The following is a 16,939-nucleotide window of genomic DNA, read 5'->3' as shown; positions in this document are numbered from 1 at the left end:
ATGGAATCGGCAAGTCCGGCGATATCGGCCGAGCGCCTCGTACGGCGCTTCGGAAACCTCGTGGCGGTGGACGAGGTGGACCTCGCGGTGCACGCCGGAGAGATCTACGGATTCATCGGACCCAACGGTGCGGGAAAGTCCACGCTCACGCGTGTGCTCTGCACTCTGGCGGCCCCCTCGTCCGGCAGAGCCACGGTCGCCGGACACGACGTCGTCACGCAGGCCGACAGCGTGCGACTCCTCATCGGCGCCGCGCTCCAGGAGGCGGCGCTGGACGACCGGCAGACGGGGGCGGAGATGCTCGCCCTGCAAGGGCGCTTCTACGGTCTCTCCCGCGCTGCCACGCGTACCAGAGTCGCCGAGCTGACCGACCTGATCGACATAGGCGACGCACTGGGCAGGCGCGTGGGAACGTACTCCGGCGGCATGAAGCGGCGTCTCGACGTGGCACTGGCCCTGGTCCACCGCCCCGTAGTCCTCTTCCTCGACGAACCCACCACGGGCCTGGACCCCGCGAGCAGATCCCGGGTCTGGCAGGAGGTGCGACGCCTGAACACCGAGCTGAAGATGACGGTGTTCCTCACGACCCAGTACCTGGAGGAGGCCGACGCACTCGCCGACCGCGTGGGCATCATCAGCCACGGCAGGCTCGTCGCCGAGGGAACACCCGAGGAACTCAAGCGATCCATAGGCGACGACGTCATCACCGTGCGGCTCACGGGTTCTCCCGAGACGGCCCGGCACGCGCTGCGATCGCTCCCCGTCGTACAACGGGTCGAGGCGGTCGGGACCACGCTCACCGTCAGCGTCTCCGACGGGCCCGCCGCGATCACGCCGGTGGCCGTCGCTCTGTCCGGACTCCCCGATCTGGACGTCCAGGAGATCTCCCTCCGCAGGCCGTCCCTCGACGACGTGTTCCTCTCGGTCGCCGGGGAACACCTCTCCCAGCCGGGCGCCGCGACCCTCGAGGACGAGGCCGGCTCCGCACCTCCCGGAGGACACACATGAGCGTCCTCCACGCACCGCGTACCGGGCCTCGCGAAGAGGCACGCAGAGCCGGGTTCGCCAAGGACGTCGTCTCCGTCTCCATCCGAGCGCTGCGCTCGATACCGCGCGACCTGGAGACGGTCGTTCCCGCACTGATCGTCCCTGTTTTCTTCTTCGTCGTGAACATCGGCGCCCTGGAACCGGTGGCCGAATCCAGCGGCGTCACCGACTTCCGGGCGTTCCAGCTGCCCGTCGCCATCGTCTTCGCCGTGACCGGGATCTCGCGCGCGAGCGGGCTCGTGACGGACATCAGCGGCGGCTACTTCGACCGGCTGCTCCTCACCCCCATGCACCGGACCGCCCTGCTCATCGGCCTGATGGTCGCCGACCTCGCTCTCGTCATGGCCCTCTGTGTCCCCGTTCTGATCCTGGGATTCGCGGTGGGAGTCGAGTTCGTCACCGGTCTCCTCGGCGTGATCGTGTTCATCGTCGTCTCGGGCCTCTGGGGGCTCGCCTTCACCGGATTCCCCTACGCCATCGCGCTCCGGACCGGCAGTCCCGGCGCGGTCAACTCCTCCTTCCTGCTGTTCTTTCCCTTCGCCTTCCTCACCACCGCGTTCCTGCCCCAGCAGGCGCTGACCGGCTGGCTCGCCACGGTCGCCGACTACAACCCGGTCACCTATCTCCTCGCCGCCCTCAGGTCCCTGCTGACCCAGGGCTGGGTCTGGTCCGAGCTGTGGCCGGGCCTCCTCTCCATACTCGGCGTGGGCGCCGTCAGCTTCACCCTCGCCTTCACCGCCCTGCGGGGGCGGGTCGCCCGGGGCTGAGCCCTCGGGCGGAACCCGCACTCTTCCGCCCCGGGGACTACCAGTTGGGTTCGAGGCCGGGCACGTTGGCCGGCAGCGGCAGCTCGCGCGGGTGAATGAGGTAGACCACGCCGCCACCGCCGGACGCCGACAGCCAGACGCGTTCGAACTCCCCGCGCGGGTAGATCCGGCGCACCTCTTCGTCGGTGGCCGACAGCGGGTCGTTGACCACCACGTCCCCGTCGGCCGTGAAACCGCAGACGATCTTGATGCTGCCGGCCGGCGAGAAGCCCGCGCCCGCGAGTTCGCCGATGCGGAAGCTCTGCGCCGTGGCGATCGGGATGCCCGCGCTGATGAAGCGTTCGAGCTCGTTCAGCGAACGCAGCCGCGTGACCATCCCGTGGAGCCCGTAGCGAGCGGGATGGGCGGCGTTGAAGGCCCAGTTGCCGCACCCCTTGTACGCGTAGTCGTAGACCGCCCGCGCGGTGAAGTCGACCTGCGGCGCCGTGTCCGCCGGGTCGATCCACGTCATCTCCCCGTCGGCCGGGCCGTGCCCGAAGTACTCGACGAGCATCGACGTGCAGGCCGGAGCCGACCAGGCCTCCCCGCCCCCGTCCCACTGCGGACTGTGGCCGGTGTGCAGTTCCTGGGATCGCCGCGGGACGTCGAGGACCGTGCCCCACGCTCCGGCGGGACCGCTCACCGGCTGTCGGTGGTCGGGAGGCGTCGACGAGGCGGCGAGATGGAAGGCCCGCACGACGGGCCCCTCCGAGGCGTCGCGGGTCCGCGCGAGCCGGACGTCCAGCTCATAGGCCCGGACGGGCCGGCCGGGTGCCGCCACGAACACGTCGACGTCCACCGCTCCGAACGGGCCCGCCTGGCCGGGCACGGTGGTGCGGTGCACCACCTCGTCGCCCGAAGCCCAGTGCGCCATGACGTACCAGGGAGAGGCGTCCCCCTCCTCGTCGCGTACGCGAAGCCTGACCATCAGGCGGGTCCCGGCGGGTGCGAGCGCCGTCCACGAGGGGATCAGCTCCTCGGCCGGGAACGGCAGCTCGCGCCAGCCGGTCGAGCAGGTCGCGTACTGCCATGCGAGGGCGGCGTGGCCGTGCTGGTCCACGAAGGTCTCGTCGCCTTGGACGGTCTCCAGGCGCAGCGCGCCGTCCGACCACGCCGTGCCTCTGAGGACGACGTCGTCGAAGTGACGGGCTTCCGACCAGCGGTGGAGCACCGCCCGAGGCACGGTCGGGTCGTCGCTTCGCCCACGGTTCTCGGCTGTCACGGTCTGCCTGCCGCTCTCTCGTAGCTCCGGTGCGACCCAGTCCGATGCCGGTGCCGGGGCGGGCCCACATGGTAACGGCCGGGAACTGCCGGCCAGCAGCTCCGAGCGGCCCCGGGTTCGCCCCTCGTCCCACACGTTCCTCCTTCGTGCCGTGGTGTCGACGGTGAGACGACGGGCCGCGCAGCGGTCCGAGGACGACCGCGGCCCGAAGGGCGCCGTGGGCGCGCGCCGGTGACGAGGTCGCGGCGACACGGTAGGTTCCGGCCGGTGAGGAGACGATCGACACGATGTCCAGGCCTTCCGCGGCGGGCTGGACAAAGGGTTGTTGCCGCCGCGGGACGACGAGGGCGAGCATGGGCCGCGGCGCGTCCACCGCGATGCGGACCGCGTCGCCCTCGTGACGGCGGCCCGGCTGTCGGCGGCGACCGCGCGGACCGCCCGGTCCGGGACGGCACGCGCCCGTCCCGGCCGCACCACGATTCCGGACAGGGCGGTGTCCGTCCGCCCTCTCTGTCGCCACCTCGCCCGCGGAGGCCCGCATGTCACCGAAACGCACCGCCGGTTCCACGCCCCTGCCCGCCCTCGGCCGCCGCACGGTGCTCGCCGCCATCGCGGCGGCCGGCTGCACCACCGCCCTTCCGTCCATGACGGCCCACGCCGCGGCTCCCCCCACCGATTCCCGCGCGCCCGTCGAACGGCAGATGCGGGGCATGTGGATCGCGTCCGTGGTCAACATCGACTGGCCGACGCGTACCGGCCTGGACGCCGCCGCGCAGCGTGCGGAGTTCACGCGGCTGGCGGACGACGCCCTCGCCTGGGGGTTCAATGCCCTGTTCGTCCAGATCCGCCCGACGGCCGACGCCTTCTGGCCCTCGCCCTTCGAGCCGTGGTCGCAGTGGCTCACCGGAACACAGGGCCAGGACCCCGGCTACGACCCGCTGGCCTTCATGGTAGAGACGGCCCACACCCGCGGCCTCGCGTTCCACGCCTGGTTCAACCCGTACCGCGTCTCGATGCAGCCCGACCCCTCCGCTCTGGTTCCCGGGCACCCGGCCCGCACCCACCCGGAGTGGACCGTCTCCTACGGCGGCAAGCTCTACTACGACCCCGGTGTGCCGGCCGCGCGCCGCTTCTGCCAGGAGGCCATGCTCGACGCCGTCCGGCGCTACGACATCGACGGCGTCCACTTCGACGACTACTTCTACCCGTACCCGGTGGCAGGCTCCGACTTCCCCGACGACGCGACGTTCCGTACGTACGGCGCCGACTACGCCGACAAGGCCGCCTGGCGCCGCCACAACGTCGACCTCATGGTCCGTGAGATGCGGGACGCCGTACGCGCCGCGCGTCCGGACGCGCTCTTCGGCATCAGCCCCTTCGGGGTGTGGCGCAACGCGACCACCGACGCCCGCGGCTCCGCCACCGCCGCCTTCCAGTCGTACGACGGCCTGCACGCCGACACCCGGGGCTGGGTCGAGCGGGGATGGCTCGACTACATCGCGCCGCAGGTGTACTGGCACATCGGACTGCCCGTGGCCGACTACGCCGTCCTCGCACCCTGGTGGGCCGAGGTGGTCCGCGACACGGACACGGAACTCTGGATCGGGCAGGCCGTCTACAAGTCGGGCGCGGCGGGACAGCCTGCTCCCTGGCAGGACGGCAAGGAGCTCACACGCCACCTGACGCTCAACTCCACACTCCCGGAGATCGGCGGCGACCTCTTCTTCAGCGCCAAGGACGTCCGCGAGGACCGCGTGGGCGACTTCGCTGCCATGCGGCTCGCCCACTGGGGGCGGCCCGTCCTCGGCCCGCTCCCGGCCCGTCTGGACAGGGGCCCCCTTCCGCCCCCGCCCACCGTCGAGATCCGGCGGGAGGCCGGCACCGGCGCCGCCACCCTTCACATCACCGCGCGGACCCACGGTCGCGGCGACACCCCGTTCCAGTACGCGGTCCACCGCTTCCCCGGCAGGCCAGGGCACCGCCCCGACCGCGGGAACGGCACCCTCGTCGCCGTGGTGCCCGGCGGGAAGCACGCCGTCTACCGCGATTCCACGGCACCGGCCGCGTGCTGGTACGCGGTGTGCGCCGTCGACCGGGTCCAACGACAGGGCAGGATGTCCCGACCCGTCTTCTGACAGGCCCGGTTGTCACCGGCCGCTCCCCGCGCGGGGAGCGGCCGACCAGCCGCGCGCTCCGCTCGTGCTCCTCGCGGCGAAGGCGCGGAACGTTCACCGCCCGGGCCTGGACATGCGGTCGACAGGCGGAGTCCCTTCCTGGACCATGCGTCCCATGCCTCTCACCGTTCGCGATCTGCTGGCCATTCCCTCCCTGCGTCTGCGTCTGGTGGCCGGCGGTACGGGCCTCGGCAGAGTGGTCGAGGCTGCGCACGCGACCGAGAACACCCGCCCCGCCTCCTGGCTCGAAGGCGCCGAAGTGGTCATGACCAGCGGCCTGTTGCTGTCGGCGGACGCGTCCGACTGCTCCGCGTACGTCGAAGAACTCACCTCGGGCAAGGCCGCCGCCCTCATCGTGGGCGTGGGCCCCGGACTGCCCCTGCAGTCGGTGCCGGACGCCCTCAGCCGGCACGCCGAGCACCTCGGCATGCCCCTGCTCACCGCGCCCGCGAGCGTCTCCTTCGCCTCCATCACCAAGGCGGTGTTCGGGGCGCGCGCGGCCGAGGAGCGACGCCTGCTGGAGCGCACCCTGCGCACACAGCGTCGCCTGTCGTCGGCGGCGGCCTCCCACGACGGGCTGACGGGGCTGCTCTCGTCCTGGTTCCAGGCGGTGAACTCGGGCGTGGCCGTGTGCGACCCCTCGGGGCGGCTCCTCGGCTCCGCCGGAACCGACGGACAGAAACTGCTGACCGACGCCGCACCCGTCATCGACACCGTCTCCCTGCACGGCCTCCGGGGAAGCGGCGGTGCGGACCTGCCGTGCGGCAAACTCGTGGTCCAGCCGCTCGGCACCACCCGCCTGCGAGGCTTCCTCGTCCTCCTCGACGCAGACTCGCCCGAGGCCCGGCTGCTGATCAGCGTCCTCGTCTCGCTGCTCTCCGTCGAACTGGAACGCCGCCACCTCGCCGACGAGCCGCAGCGCCGTCGCCGGGCGGCCCTGCTCGCCAGGCTGTTCCACACGGACATCACGGCGGACCGGGCACGGGCCCTGCTGCGCACGGCGGACGTCCCCTCCGCGACCGTCCGGGCCGTGGCGGTGCGGGCCGCCGGCGAACCTGTCGAACTCGCGGCGGACCTCGCCCTGGCGGTGCCGGGGGGACTCGCCCGCGTGACGGGCGACACCGTCGAGATGGTCGTCTCGGAGGAACTCGACACGTCGGCCGTGCTCGGCCGGTTCGCGCCGGGCCGCCCGGCGGGGATCGGTCCCGCCGTCGCACCCCAGCACGCCGCCCTCTCCCTCCGGCAGGCCATCGCGCTGCTCTCCTCCAGCGCGGAGCTGGGACGCCCCGTCAGCGCCTCGGAGGCGGGATCCGTCAGGCTCCTGCTCAGCCTGGGGAGTCCCGCGACACTGGCGGCGTTCGCCGACACCGTACTGGCCCCGCTCGACGCCGCCGACCCCGTCGGCGAACTCACCGAGACACTGCGCGTCTGGCTGGAGACGAACGGCTCCTGGGCGGAGACCTCCACCCGGCTCGGCCTGCACCGGCACACGGTCCAGAACCGCATAGAGAAAGTGGCCAGACTGACGGGAAGACAGCAGGACCGCGCTGAGGACCGGATCGACCTCTGGCTCGCGCTGACGGCACGAGCCGTCGGCACCCCCGCGCCCCATCAGCGCAGACACCGGAACGCCGTCCCCCAACAGGGCTGAACAGTCGAAGCCGCCCGAGAGCGGATCGACATTCCGTCCATGTCCAGGCGCCCGCCCCGCTTCCTACCGTACGCCTGCCGGTCGAGCCGGCACGGAACACGGCCGAGGCGGTCCGCCTGCCCCCGCGGGAAGGCGTCTGCCGAGGCCGGCGGAGCCGACAGGCGTGCGACCGGAACCCGGATCGGCACACGTATGCCGCGTCGCGCCCACGGGGGACGGGGGGCAGCGAACCCCGGCGGCCACCGGTCCGTGCTCCACACGTGTGATCCGTGCCGGTGGACCGCTTTACCCCCACCCGTCAGACAGGAGAATCAGCATGAGAATCCGGTCCGTCCTGACAGCGCTGGCCCTCGTCCTCGGCGCACTCCTCGCACCCGGCGTCGGCGTCCTCACCGCCGCCGGCGAGGCCCACGCGGTCACCAAGATCAGCCACGCCACGGCCACCTCGATGTTCAGCTCCTCCGGGATCACCTGGTCCTCGTCCGGCGGCTGCTCCAACCGCAACGTCGCCACGTGCACGTCCTTCGACCAGCTCAACCTCGCCACCGCCCAGGGCGCCCAGACCCTCAAGAGCGCCAGCCGCTGCGCCCTGAACATCACCGGCGGCACCGAGACCGGGCACGCGAGCGGCACCTACTCGCACTGGAACGGCTACAAGCTCGACTTCGGCAAGGCGACCTGCCTCACCAACTACGTGAAGAACACGTTCACGTACATCGGCGTCCGCGGCGACGGCGCACCGCAGTGGAAGTCCGGGGCGGGCAACGTCTACGCCGACGAGGGCAACCACTGGGACGTGACCTTCTACAACTGCGGCGGCTGCTGACCCACCGCGAGATCCGCACGCGCGCCGGCCCCACGACGGGTCGCCGGCCTCCGGAGCCGGACCTGACGCCCTCCGCCGAACACACCGCTCGGCAGCGGGCGACGCCGGCTCCGGAGGCGCATGCGGGCGACGTGATCTCCCGCGTCCGCATGTCGCGAACGCCGGAGAGAGGCGGCGTGCGCACCCTGGAAGCCCCGACCGCACGGACGGGGGCACGCACCACCGACCACCCGAGCGGCTTCACCGACTCACCGCATCTGGAGCAAAGTTGACCCAGGACCTCTCCCGCCGCGTCGCGCTGCGCGCGGCAGTCGGCAGCGCACTGGTACTGCCCCTCGTCCAGGCAGGCGCCGCACAGGCCTCCACCCCCCTCCCGCCGACGGAGCGCGGACAGACCCCCGTGACCCACCCCCGAGACCCCGGCGCCGTGTACGGCCCCGAGGCCGCCCGTACCGCGCACGCCGAACCGCTCAACGCCGCCGTCGAATGCGCCACGGCCCGTGGGGAGCGCCGCTGATGGTCACCTTCGTGACCCGCGCCCAGTGGGGCGCCCGGGCGGCCCGGAGCACCAGCGGCGACATCACCCCCGCGCAGGGCGGCGTGGTCGTCCACCACGTCGACGCCGTCAAGGTGGCCAGGGCCGACCACGCCGACTGCGCCGCCCAGGTCCGAGGCATCCAGAACTACCACATGGATGCGAACGGCTGGTCGGACATCGCCTACAGCCACCTCGCCTGCGTCCACGGCTACCTCTTCCAGGGGCGCGGCGAGTACGTGCGCACGGCGGCCCAGGGCACGACGCAGGGCAACGACGACTGGTACGCGGTCTGCGCGCTGACCGGCGGCACCAACGGCGCCTACGACGTCATCACGAGCCAGCTGATCGACGCCATCAGGTACGGCATCAACCGGCTGCGCGCGTCCGGCGGAGCCGCCCAGGCCATCACCGGCCATCGGGACCACCACGCGACGGAATGCCCGGCCGCCCTGTACGCCCGGGTCGTCAGCGGCGAGGTCGATCCCGGCGGCGGCCCCCTGCCGTACCCCGGGGTCACCTTCCGCCGGTCCCCGGCCACCGTGCACGCGAGCGTGGCGACCTGGCAGCAACGCATGAACACCGCCCACGGCTTCGCCCTCACCGTGGACGGCCAGTACGGCCCGGGCTCCGACGCGGCCTGCCGCACCTTCCAGTCCCGCAAGGGCCTCACCGTGGACGGTCTGGTCGGCCCGACCACCTGGGGGGCGACGTTCGCCTAGCCGCCCCCCCGGCCTAGCCCCCCCGGCCCGCCGTGGCCGGCCCCCGGACGCCCACCGACCACAGCGCGGGGGCGTCCGGACCTGCGCCCGGCGCGGGAGGCCGTCAGTCGGCCATGCTCTCCAGGAGGAGCAAGCTCGCACAGACGCTGGACACGCGGCCGCCGGGCCTCGCGTCGAACAGCCCGACGGGCCACCCACAGGACCGCGGGCGCACACCCGCCCCCGCGCGCCGTACGGGTGCGATCCGGACATTCCCCGTCCGGGGCGGCCGGCGGCGCAGGCCGTCGGCCTGCTTCGCCTTCGCCGGGACGCACCGGATCCGGCCGCGGCGCCCCGGAGTGCGCCCCCTGTGCACCCGGTGCTGTGTTCCGCCCGGGGCGGCAAGGGCAGAGGGGTGGGGGTGATGGCTCGCGTCGTGCACTCCTGGCACGGCGGAGAACCGAAGGGGTGGGAATGATACGCGTGACGGTGGTCTACGAGGCGCAGCTGCTGCGGACCGCGCTGGTCGAGATGCTCAGGTCGGGCGGGGTCGCGGTGGTCTCCTCGCTGCCCCGATGGCCGCACGGGCCGGCGACGGAGGTGTCCGAACCCGACGTGTACGTGGCGGACGCCGCGTGTCTGCCGTCCTCGGGGATGCGGCCCGTGACCGCCGCCGCTCCGCCCTCGGGCGAGGGGCTGGGTGTCCGACCCGCCCTGTTGGCCCTCGTCGCCGGCCAGCGGCCGGGAGTGCTGCGGCGGGCCCATGCCGCGGGCGCGAGCGGCTTCGTCGACCAGAACGCCCCGAAGTACCGATTACTGGAGGCCGTGCACCGTCTGGCCCAGGGAGAGCGGTACATCGACGACACCCTCGCGCTCGGGTTCCTCCAGGCCGCGGAGATGCCCCTGACCCGGCGTGAGCTGAGCGTCCTCTCGCTGGCCGCAGACGGAGCGCCGGTCGCCGAGATCGCCGCGACGCTCTTCCTGACCAAGGGCACGGTCCGCAACTACATGGCGAGCGTCATCCGGAAGGTCGGCGCCCGGAACCGCGTGGACGCGATCCGGATCGCCCAGGGCGCAGGCTGGACCTGAGCGAGTCCGCGGTGTCCGCGCGGGCGCGGCCCCTCACTCCTGACCCTGGCCCCAGTGCCCCACCAGATCGCGGTAGAGGGCGGAACGCGCGAGCAGCTCGTCGTGCGTTCCGTACCGGGCCCGGGTGCCGTCGAGAACGAGGATCCGGTCGGCCCGGAGCGCGGACGACAACCGGTGGGCGACCACGACCAGAGCCCCCGGCCGCGCCCTGAGGGCCCGCTCGGCCCTGGCCTCCGCTACCGGGTCCAGGTGGCAGGTCGCCTCGTCCAGCAGGAGGAGCGGCGCGGGGGCCAGGTGGGCGCGCCCCAGCGCGATCAGCTGGCGTTCGCCGAGGGACAGGGCGTCGGGCGTCAGCGTGCGGTCGAGCCCGCCCACCCGGTCGACGAGCGGTGCCAGGCCGAGCGCTTCCACGGTCCGGTCGACGGCGGCCCGGTCGGCATCGGGCCGCAGGTACCGCAGGTTCTCCCGAAGGCTGCCCGTGAAGACGTACGCCTCCTGGGGGATCAGCGCCCGCAGTGAGGCGAGTTCCGACGGCGGGCACGCGGCGACGGCACGCCCGAAGAGCCGGACGTCGCCCCGATCGGGGGTGAGCATGCCCGCCGCGACGTGCAGCAGGGTCGACTTGCCGATCCCGCTCGGGCCGACGACGGCGAGGTGCTCCTCGTGACCGACGGTCAGTTCCAGTGCGTCCAGCACCGGGTGTGCACCGGGGCCGTACGCGGCGCGCACGTGGCGCAGCTCCAGCGCCGCGGCCGTCCGGTCCGCACGGCGCGGGCCGGACGGGACGGTGGCGGAGGCCGGGGGAGGGGGCGGGGGCAGCGGCCGGGTGAGGCGGTCGAGGACGACGAAGAGCCGTGCCCCCGCCGCGCCCAGGACGGTCATCAGGGTGTGCAGCGCGGGCAGCAGTGCCTGGAGGACGTAGGTGAGCGCACCCACCACGGCTCCGGCCGTGACGCCCTGACGGAGGAGCCACGGCGTCGCGACGAGCAGCAGGAGGACCGGCAGCTGCCCGGCCGTCGCCACCGAGAAGGTGCGGACGGACGCCCAGCGGGCCAGGGCGCGCTGGGCCGCGGCCGCCTCGTCGACGGCACGGCGGTTCTGCGCGGCGGTCGCCGCCTGGGCACCGCAGGCCACGACGTCCCGCAGTGCGGTGCGCGTGATCTCGGCGCGCCGGCCGACTGCCTCGTCCGCGTCGAGGTACCGGTGCTGGGCCCGCGCCATGGGCCGCAGGGAGGCGGCGAACAGGGCGAGGCCCAGGACCAGGGGCGGAAGCACGACGAGCAGGAACTGCGGGGCCAGCGACAGCAGGCCGGCGAGGGCCCCCGCGGCGACGAAGACGAAGGAGCGGGCGGCGAGCACGAGTCCGGCGAAGCTGTCCCGGGCTATCTCGGTCTGACTCGTCAGCCGGGACACCGCGGCGGGGTCCCCAGAGCCGCCGACCGTGCTCGTGGCGGTGCGCAGCGCGCGTACCACCGACCCTCGTACGAGCTGGTCCCGCAGCGGTTCCGTGAGGTGGGGGAGCTGGGCGAAGACGCCCCGGACGACGGGAGCGCCGAGCAGGATGGCCACGGCGGCCCCCGCCAGCCAGAGCAGACCGGTCGAGGGCGTTCCCCTCAGGAATCCGTCGTCGAGGGAGCGGGCCACGCAGTAGCCGCTGAGGAACGTCTGCGCGGACTCGGCAGCCGACCAGGCGGCCAGTTTCGCCAGGACGCCCTTGCGGCGCATGAGGAGGGGGCCGAGCCAGGCCGTGACGCGTCGGGCGGAGTCAGCCTCGGTGGCGGTGGCGGTGGCGGTGGCGGTGGCGGTGGCGGCCGCGCCCCGCGGTCCCTGCGCCGGGTCGGTGCTCGGCGCGGGCGTCATCCGTCCGCCCTCCGTCCCCGGACGGCCGATGACGTCTCCAGCGCACCGGAGCCGCCGCTTTCCGGGGGAGCATGGGGCGGGGTGGCACCGCGCGGGGTGTCATGCTCGGCGGTCCCGCTCGAGGGGTCCGCAGGCCGGGCCTCCGCGGCGAACACCGCGCGGTACTCCGGTTCCTGCCAGAGCAGGCTGTGCGGTCCGGATCCCCGTACCCGGCCCGCCTCCATCCAGACGACCAGGTCCGCCCGTGCCGCCGTGGACACCCGGTGGGCCACGATGAGCCTGGTGCACGACCTCGACGGCGTGGCGAGGGCGGTCTCCACCTGGCGTTCGGTGGCCGTGTCCAGGCTCGACGTCGCGTCGTCGAGGATCATCAGCCGGCCGCCACCGATGAACGCCCGTGCCAGGCCCAGACGTTGGGCCTCGCCCCCGGAGAGGGGGGCGTCGTCCACCGGGGTGTCGTAGCCGAGCGGCAGATGTCGGACGAAGGCGTCGGCACAGGCGGCCGTCGCGGCCTCCCGGACGCTCGTCGGCGTGGCCGGGCTCCGGGAGGGCCCCACCCCGGCGGAGAGCGAGGCGCGGATCGTCGGTGTGGCCCCGCCGTCGAAGACGGGCCGCGCGAACGCGTACGAGATCGCCCCGCGCAGCTCAGCCCGGGACAGTGCGGCCAGTTCGACGCCGTCCAGACGGACACTCCCGCTGTCGGGGTCGGTCAGCCGGCCCGCGACGGCGGCCAGGGTCGACTTGCCCGCCCCCGAGCCGCCCACGACGGCGACCGTCGCCCCGCCCTCGATCGTGAGCGTCACGTCGGTGAGCAGCGGGACGCCGCCGCGCGTCACCCCCACGCCGCACAGCACCAGATCTCCGGGACCGTCGGGCGGCAGGGCCGCGGAGCCGTGCGACATCGGCCGCAGATCGGCGAGTTCGGCGGTGCGGCGCCCCGCGCCGCGCGCTCGGACCAGGGTGCCGAGCGGTGCCGCGATGCCACCGACCCCGGCGGCGAGCGCCGCGTACCGGGAGGCGGCGAGCAGCCCGCCGACGCTGACCTGGCCGGCGGCGAGCGCGATGCCCGCGACCGCGACGACGGCCGTGGTGAGCAGGGGCAGGAGGACGCCGCTGCGAGCCACGGCGCGGCCGTGGACGAGCCACATGCGGGTGCCGTGCCGTGTCATCTCCGTCAGCGGGGCGAGGACGCGCTCCTCCTCGTGCCGTGTCGTGTCGGCGGCGGCGATGGTACGGGCGCCGCCCAGCGCTTCGGCCAGTCGGGCGGCGACGGCGCCCTGGGCCCGCTGGTAGTGGCCGACCGAGTCGGAGGACTGGAGGGCGAACGCGCGGAGCAGCAGCAGGAGGAGGGGGAGACCGGCGAGGAAGACCGCGGCGGCCCAGGGGTGGATGAGGGCCAGGGCGACGAGTGCGCCGAGGGGCACGAGCACGGACGACACCGCGGTCGCGAGTGCGGCCGGGGCCGTGCCGCCGTCGGTGGCGTTGACGCACAGCCGGGCGGCGACGTCGCCGCCCGAATGGGGTGCCGCCCGGTGGGGCGCGGCGCCGAGGAGGCCGTCCAGGGCGCGGAGCCGTATCCAGGCGGTGGCGCGGGCGTTGGTGAGCTGTGTCAGCAGGACGGAGCCGGTCTCCAGGAGCACTTCGGCCGCGAGCAGTACGCCGGCCCACAGCAGCCACGTCCCGGCCCCGGGCCGGTCGCGGAGCAGCAGGTCCAGGGTCCTGCCGGCGACCGCGGGGACCGCGAGCGAGCAGGCCGCTCCGGCGACCGAGCAGAGCAGCAGTGCCGCGGTGATGCCCGTCGTGTGCCGCACGGCGCCGCGGAGCAGCCGGTCGGAACCGGTGGGCGAGGACATCCGGCCTCCTCTCTTCCCCTCCGGCAGCGGTGTTCCCGCCGGGCCGCCGGTGTCGGGGCCCGACGGCCGGAGCCCCGGGAGCAGCGCTCCCGGGGCTCCGTGGCTCCTCACCGGCGCGGAGGGCGCGCCGTGCGGGAAGCCGGATCGGGTCAGTTACAGGTCGTCACGCTGAGGCTGCTGTCACCGCAGAGGAGGAGGCTGGCGCGGCTGCCGGTCTCGACGTCGCCGATGGCCTCGTCCTTGGGGGTCTCCAGCGACTGAAGGTCGAAGAGGTTCATGATCGTTTCCTTTCGTAGGGGACGGGTGGTGCGGGGCGACCCCGTCACGGGGCCGGTTCGTGGGGCCGCGGCAGCGGCGGAAGGAACGGCAGCTGGGCCGGGCGGTCGCCCAGTGCCGAGGAGAGGGCGAGCAGGACTCCCGCCGTACCGGTGGAGAGGTCCATGGAGAGACGCATCATCTGCTCGCCGGGGAAGGCGAGCCGGCCCCGGTACGCCATGGCGTGCCAGCTCAGGCAGCCGACCTGGCGGCGTACGTCCTCCGGGGTCGTGCCGGGCCCGCCCACGTTCGTACGGGCGAGGTGGAGCACCATTCCGGCGACGCCGCGGAAGAGACCGGGCTGGGCGTAGAAGGTGGCCTGCGCCGCCCGCACGATCTCGCGGCGCGCCCGGTCGAGGGCGTCGTCGTGCCGGTGGATCAGGTAGTCGTCGATGACCATGCCGATTCCCACGCTGCCGGCGCCGAGGTACGGCATCGTGCGCCAGCCCTCGTCGACCTGCAGGGTCCCGGAGGCGCCGCGGACGCAGCGGCTCAGGTCGTCGTGGAGCGCCTCGGCGGCGAGGTCGAGGAGGGCGGTGTCCCGGGTGCGCTCGTAGAGGCGCACGAACAGGAGGGCCCGTCCGGCGGAGCCGTGCAGCAGACCCGTACGCGCGGTGCCTGCCATCCCCGCCGGTCGGGCGGGTGTCCGGTGCGGGCGGGCGGACAGCTCGGCGCAGCGCAGGGCCGCCGTGTGGAAGCCGCTCTCGCCGGTGGCGGTGGCCATGGCGTCCAGCGCGAGGCCGACACCGGCCGTCCCCGCGTACAGGTCGGGGGCGAGACCCTCGTGGCCCTGCTCGGCGACGAGCGAGGCGAGTTCGAGGGCGGCCGCCGTGTGCCCGAGCCGTTCGAGGGTCCACGCGACGCCGGCCAGCCCGTCGTAGAAGCCGAGCGGTGTGCCGGAGTCGGGCTGCTTGGCGTGCCGCAGGAGCCGGTCCTCGGCCTCCGGACATCGGGGGGCGCCGCTCTCGTGCAGGGCGTGGAGGACCCCGGCGGTGCCGTGTCCGACGTTCATGCCCCCGCCGGCCGTCGCGAACTGGGCGATGTCCCCTGGGAAGAAACGATCCTCCCTCTCGGGTGTCGCCGACGCCAGGATCGCGGCCACCATCGAGTCACGGCTGTTCGGCCAGTCGCCCGGCTCCGCGGGCAGGAACCGGGAGCGGTCCGGCGGACGTACGGGCGGCCGCGCGTTCCCGTCGGCCGGGTCGCGTGTGATCTCCCGGACCGCCTCGTCCAGGAAGCCGGGAGGCAGCGGGAACCGCGCCGCGGCGGTCTCCGCCAGGTGCGCGGCCTTGCCCCGGTCCACCGCGAGCAGACTCGTGAGCGGGATGAACAGCGCGATCCGGAGGCACGCGAGGGCGTACCGGTCCACATCGAGGCCGCGTCGGTCGGCGGGCGCCACGAACGCCGGGTTGGCGACGGTCTGCCGGCCGCCCTCCGCGGCGGGCCGGGCCGCCTCGAAGTCCAGCAGGGTCACCGAGGACTCGTCCTCGGACACCATGATGTTGAACAGGTGCAGGTCGTTGAAGACGATCCCGCGCTCGTGCACCGCGGCCACGGCCCGCTCGACGAGCCCGTGGATCCGCAGGGCCCACTCCGTGTACGAGGCGAGCCGCTCCTCCGGCGGATCGGCCTCCATCAGCGGATGCCGCCGCGCGAAGAAGGTGTTGAGCGGCTTGCCCTCCACGAACTCCAGGGCCAGGAAGTGGTGCTCGCCCACCGTGAAGGCGTCGAGGACCTCCGGTGTGCAGGCCAGCCCCGAGAGCCTTTCCAGCGCCTCGCGTTCGCGGTGCAGCCGCGTCACGGCGTCCGCACCGTCGGCGGCGAGGCCGGCGTACGGCCGGGCCTCCTTCAGGACGACCCGCCGCCCGGACCGCCGGTCCCTGGCCTCGTACACGCCGCCGCCGTTGGAGAAGTGCAGGGCCTTCTCGATGTCGTACGGCATGTCCTGGACGGTCACCGAGGCCCTGGCCTCCAGGTGCGGACGCAGGAAGGCCGGGGGAGTCACCCAGGCGGGCACGTGGAAGACGGGATCGCGCCGGTCGGGCACGAGCGTGCCGGACCCGTCCTCGACGGCCGGCCGCAGTTCCCCGTGCTCGTCGTAGCAGTGCCGGAGGGTGAAGCTGCCGTACCGGAGGTGCACGGGCCCCGCACCCCACCGCAGATCGCTGAGGATGTACGGCCCCTGCCGCCCCTCCAGCAGCGACGCCAGATCGGCGGCCAGCCGCCCGCACTGCTCGTCGTCGGCCGGGTAGACGGTGATGAACTTGCCGCTCGCCGAGCGGTCCGCGTACTTGGCGTTGCGCTGGTGCAGCAGGTAGCGGCCGGGGACGAACTTGAACGCGACGCCCTGTCCCAGACAGTACGCGCGGACCGTGTCGAGGACCTCCTCCGCATCGTCCAGACGGGCCGAGACGTGGATCTTCCAGCCCTGCGAGGGGAGCGTGTGGTCCAGGGGGCGCAGGGCGAGCCAGTCGCCCGTACGGTGCGACGTCCAGCCCTCGGGTACGGGAAGGGTGGCGGCCCGGTAGAGCGAGCCACCCGCGCCCTCGGCGAAGACCAGACGGTGCGGCGCGTCGTAGAAGTGACGGTCGGCGTCGCAGAACACCGCGTACCCCTTGTTCACTGCGCACTCCCTCGGTCGGTGACGGACACGACGCTGTCACGTCCCCCGAGGGCCCCGACAGTCGCCGCTGTCACCTTCCACCCATGCGGAACGCACAGGTAACAACCGCCCCGAGGACGCACCGGTCCGCACGACGGGCGCCCCACCGCCGGTCGACGGCGGTGGGGCGCCCTGAGCCCCCGGCAACCGAGGGAACGGTGGGACGGGTTGTCGGACGACAGCCGAAGGCCCGTCGGG

The 16,939-nt window shown here is 73.6% G+C and carries 13 protein-coding genes; 8 read left to right on the top strand and 5 right to left on the bottom strand.

Annotation, left to right across the window (positions count from 1 at the left end; all coding sequences use genetic code 11):
• Together ACF09E_RS12410 and ACF09E_RS12405 are read left to right on the top strand one after the other, a co-directional pair.
• Positions 1-1,008 (top strand): ATP-binding cassette domain-containing protein, encoded by a 1,008-nt coding sequence (locus ACF09E_RS12410; protein WP_392205127.1) that lies wholly within the window; start codon positions 1-3, stop codon positions 1,006-1,008.
• Complete coding sequence (locus tag ACF09E_RS12405; RefSeq protein WP_392205126.1) at positions 1,005-1,814, top strand: ABC transporter permease; 810 nt, start codon at positions 1,005-1,007, stop codon at positions 1,812-1,814. Before ACF09E_RS12410 ends, ACF09E_RS12405 begins: the two co-directional genes overlap by 4 nt.
• A 37-nt stretch (positions 1,815-1,851) precedes the next feature.
• Here ACF09E_RS12405 and ACF09E_RS12400 read toward each other — a convergent pair whose 3' ends face one another.
• Positions 1,852-3,036 (bottom strand): C39 family peptidase, encoded by a 1,185-nt coding sequence (locus tag ACF09E_RS12400; protein WP_392205125.1) that lies wholly within the window; start codon positions 3,034-3,036, stop codon positions 1,852-1,854.
• A gap of 578 nt (positions 3,037-3,614) precedes the next feature.
• Between ACF09E_RS12400 and ACF09E_RS12395 the strand changes: the two genes are divergently transcribed.
• The 6 genes from ACF09E_RS12395 (at position 3,615) to ACF09E_RS12370 (ending at position 10,051) form a co-directional block, all read left to right on the top strand.
• The gene (locus tag ACF09E_RS12395) at positions 3,615-5,210 is read left to right on the top strand and encodes a glycoside hydrolase family 10 protein (RefSeq protein ID WP_392205124.1); all 1,596 of its coding nucleotides are present in this window, start codon (positions 3,615-3,617) and stop codon (positions 5,208-5,210) included.
• Positions 5,211-5,364: 154 nt separating this feature from the next.
• Complete coding sequence (locus ACF09E_RS12390) at positions 5,365-6,900, top strand: PucR family transcriptional regulator (RefSeq protein WP_392205123.1); 1,536 nt, start codon at positions 5,365-5,367, stop codon at positions 6,898-6,900.
• Between the two features lie 316 nt (positions 6,901-7,216).
• Entirely contained in the window at positions 7,217-7,726 is a 510-nt protein-coding gene (locus ACF09E_RS12385) for a hypothetical protein (protein WP_392205122.1), read from the top strand.
• Between the two features lie 268 nt (positions 7,727-7,994).
• A complete protein-coding gene (locus ACF09E_RS12380) occupies positions 7,995-8,243 on the top strand; it encodes a hypothetical protein (RefSeq protein WP_392205121.1) in 249 nt (82 codons plus the stop codon).
• Entirely contained in the window at positions 8,243-8,983 is a 741-nt protein-coding gene (locus tag ACF09E_RS12375; RefSeq protein WP_392205120.1) for an N-acetylmuramoyl-L-alanine amidase, read from the top strand. The genes ACF09E_RS12380 and ACF09E_RS12375 overlap by 1 nt, the downstream gene beginning before the upstream one ends.
• A gap of 453 nt (positions 8,984-9,436) precedes the next feature.
• Positions 9,437-10,051, top strand: coding sequence for a LuxR C-terminal-related transcriptional regulator (locus tag ACF09E_RS12370; protein ID WP_392205119.1), 615 nt, complete (start codon positions 9,437-9,439; stop codon positions 10,049-10,051).
• Between the two features lie 33 nt (positions 10,052-10,084).
• Here ACF09E_RS12370 and ACF09E_RS12365 read toward each other — a convergent pair whose 3' ends face one another.
• From ACF09E_RS12365 to lanKC, 4 genes are all read right to left on the bottom strand, one after another.
• Positions 10,085-11,911, bottom strand: coding sequence for an ATP-binding cassette domain-containing protein (locus ACF09E_RS12365; RefSeq protein ID WP_392205118.1), 1,827 nt, complete (start codon positions 11,909-11,911; stop codon positions 10,085-10,087).
• Complete coding sequence (locus tag ACF09E_RS12360) at positions 11,908-13,764, bottom strand: ABC transporter ATP-binding protein (RefSeq protein ID WP_392205117.1); 1,857 nt, start codon at positions 13,762-13,764, stop codon at positions 11,908-11,910. Before ACF09E_RS12360 ends, ACF09E_RS12365 begins: the two co-directional genes overlap by 4 nt.
• Positions 13,765-13,913: 149 nt before the next feature.
• Positions 13,914-14,042, bottom strand: coding sequence for a SapB/AmfS family lanthipeptide (locus ACF09E_RS12355; protein WP_015037662.1), 129 nt, complete (start codon positions 14,040-14,042; stop codon positions 13,914-13,916).
• Positions 14,043-14,086: 44 nt separating this feature from the next.
• A complete protein-coding gene (lanKC, locus tag ACF09E_RS12350; RefSeq protein ID WP_392205116.1) occupies positions 14,087-16,702 on the bottom strand; it encodes a class III lanthionine synthetase LanKC in 2,616 nt (871 codons plus the stop codon).
• Between the last annotated feature and the right edge of the window lie 237 nt (positions 16,703-16,939).

It is taken from the genome of Streptomyces sp. NPDC014891 (genome assembly GCF_043081085.1).
GTDB lineage: Bacteria > Actinomycetota > Actinomycetes > Streptomycetales > Streptomycetaceae > Streptomyces.
The sequence above is the reverse complement of the archived record's forward strand: the minus strand, read 5'-3'. Positions and strand labels throughout refer to the sequence as shown.

Coding starts and splice junctions, on each gene's coding strand:
- ACF09E_RS12370 (WP_392205119.1), top strand. CDS start 9,437: ATGATACGCGTGACGGTGGTCTACGAGGCGCAGCTGCTGCGGACCGCG.
- ACF09E_RS12355 (WP_015037662.1), bottom strand. CDS start 14,042: ATGAACCTCTTCGACCTTCAGTCGCTGGAGACCCCCAAGGACGAGGCC.
- ACF09E_RS12390 (WP_392205123.1), top strand. CDS start 5,365: ATGCCTCTCACCGTTCGCGATCTGCTGGCCATTCCCTCCCTGCGTCTG.
- ACF09E_RS12375 (WP_392205120.1), top strand. CDS start 8,243: ATGGTCACCTTCGTGACCCGCGCCCAGTGGGGCGCCCGGGCGGCCCGG.
- ACF09E_RS12365 (WP_392205118.1), bottom strand. CDS start 11,911: ATGACGCCCGCGCCGAGCACCGACCCGGCGCAGGGACCGCGGGGCGCG.
- ACF09E_RS12395 (WP_392205124.1), top strand. CDS start 3,615: ATGTCACCGAAACGCACCGCCGGTTCCACGCCCCTGCCCGCCCTCGGC.
- ACF09E_RS12360 (WP_392205117.1), bottom strand. CDS start 13,764: ATGTCCTCGCCCACCGGTTCCGACCGGCTGCTCCGCGGCGCCGTGCGG.
- ACF09E_RS12410 (WP_392205127.1), top strand. CDS start 1: ATGGAATCGGCAAGTCCGGCGATATCGGCCGAGCGCCTCGTACGGCGC.
- ACF09E_RS12385 (WP_392205122.1), top strand. CDS start 7,217: ATGAGAATCCGGTCCGTCCTGACAGCGCTGGCCCTCGTCCTCGGCGCA.
- ACF09E_RS12405 (WP_392205126.1), top strand. CDS start 1,005: ATGAGCGTCCTCCACGCACCGCGTACCGGGCCTCGCGAAGAGGCACGC.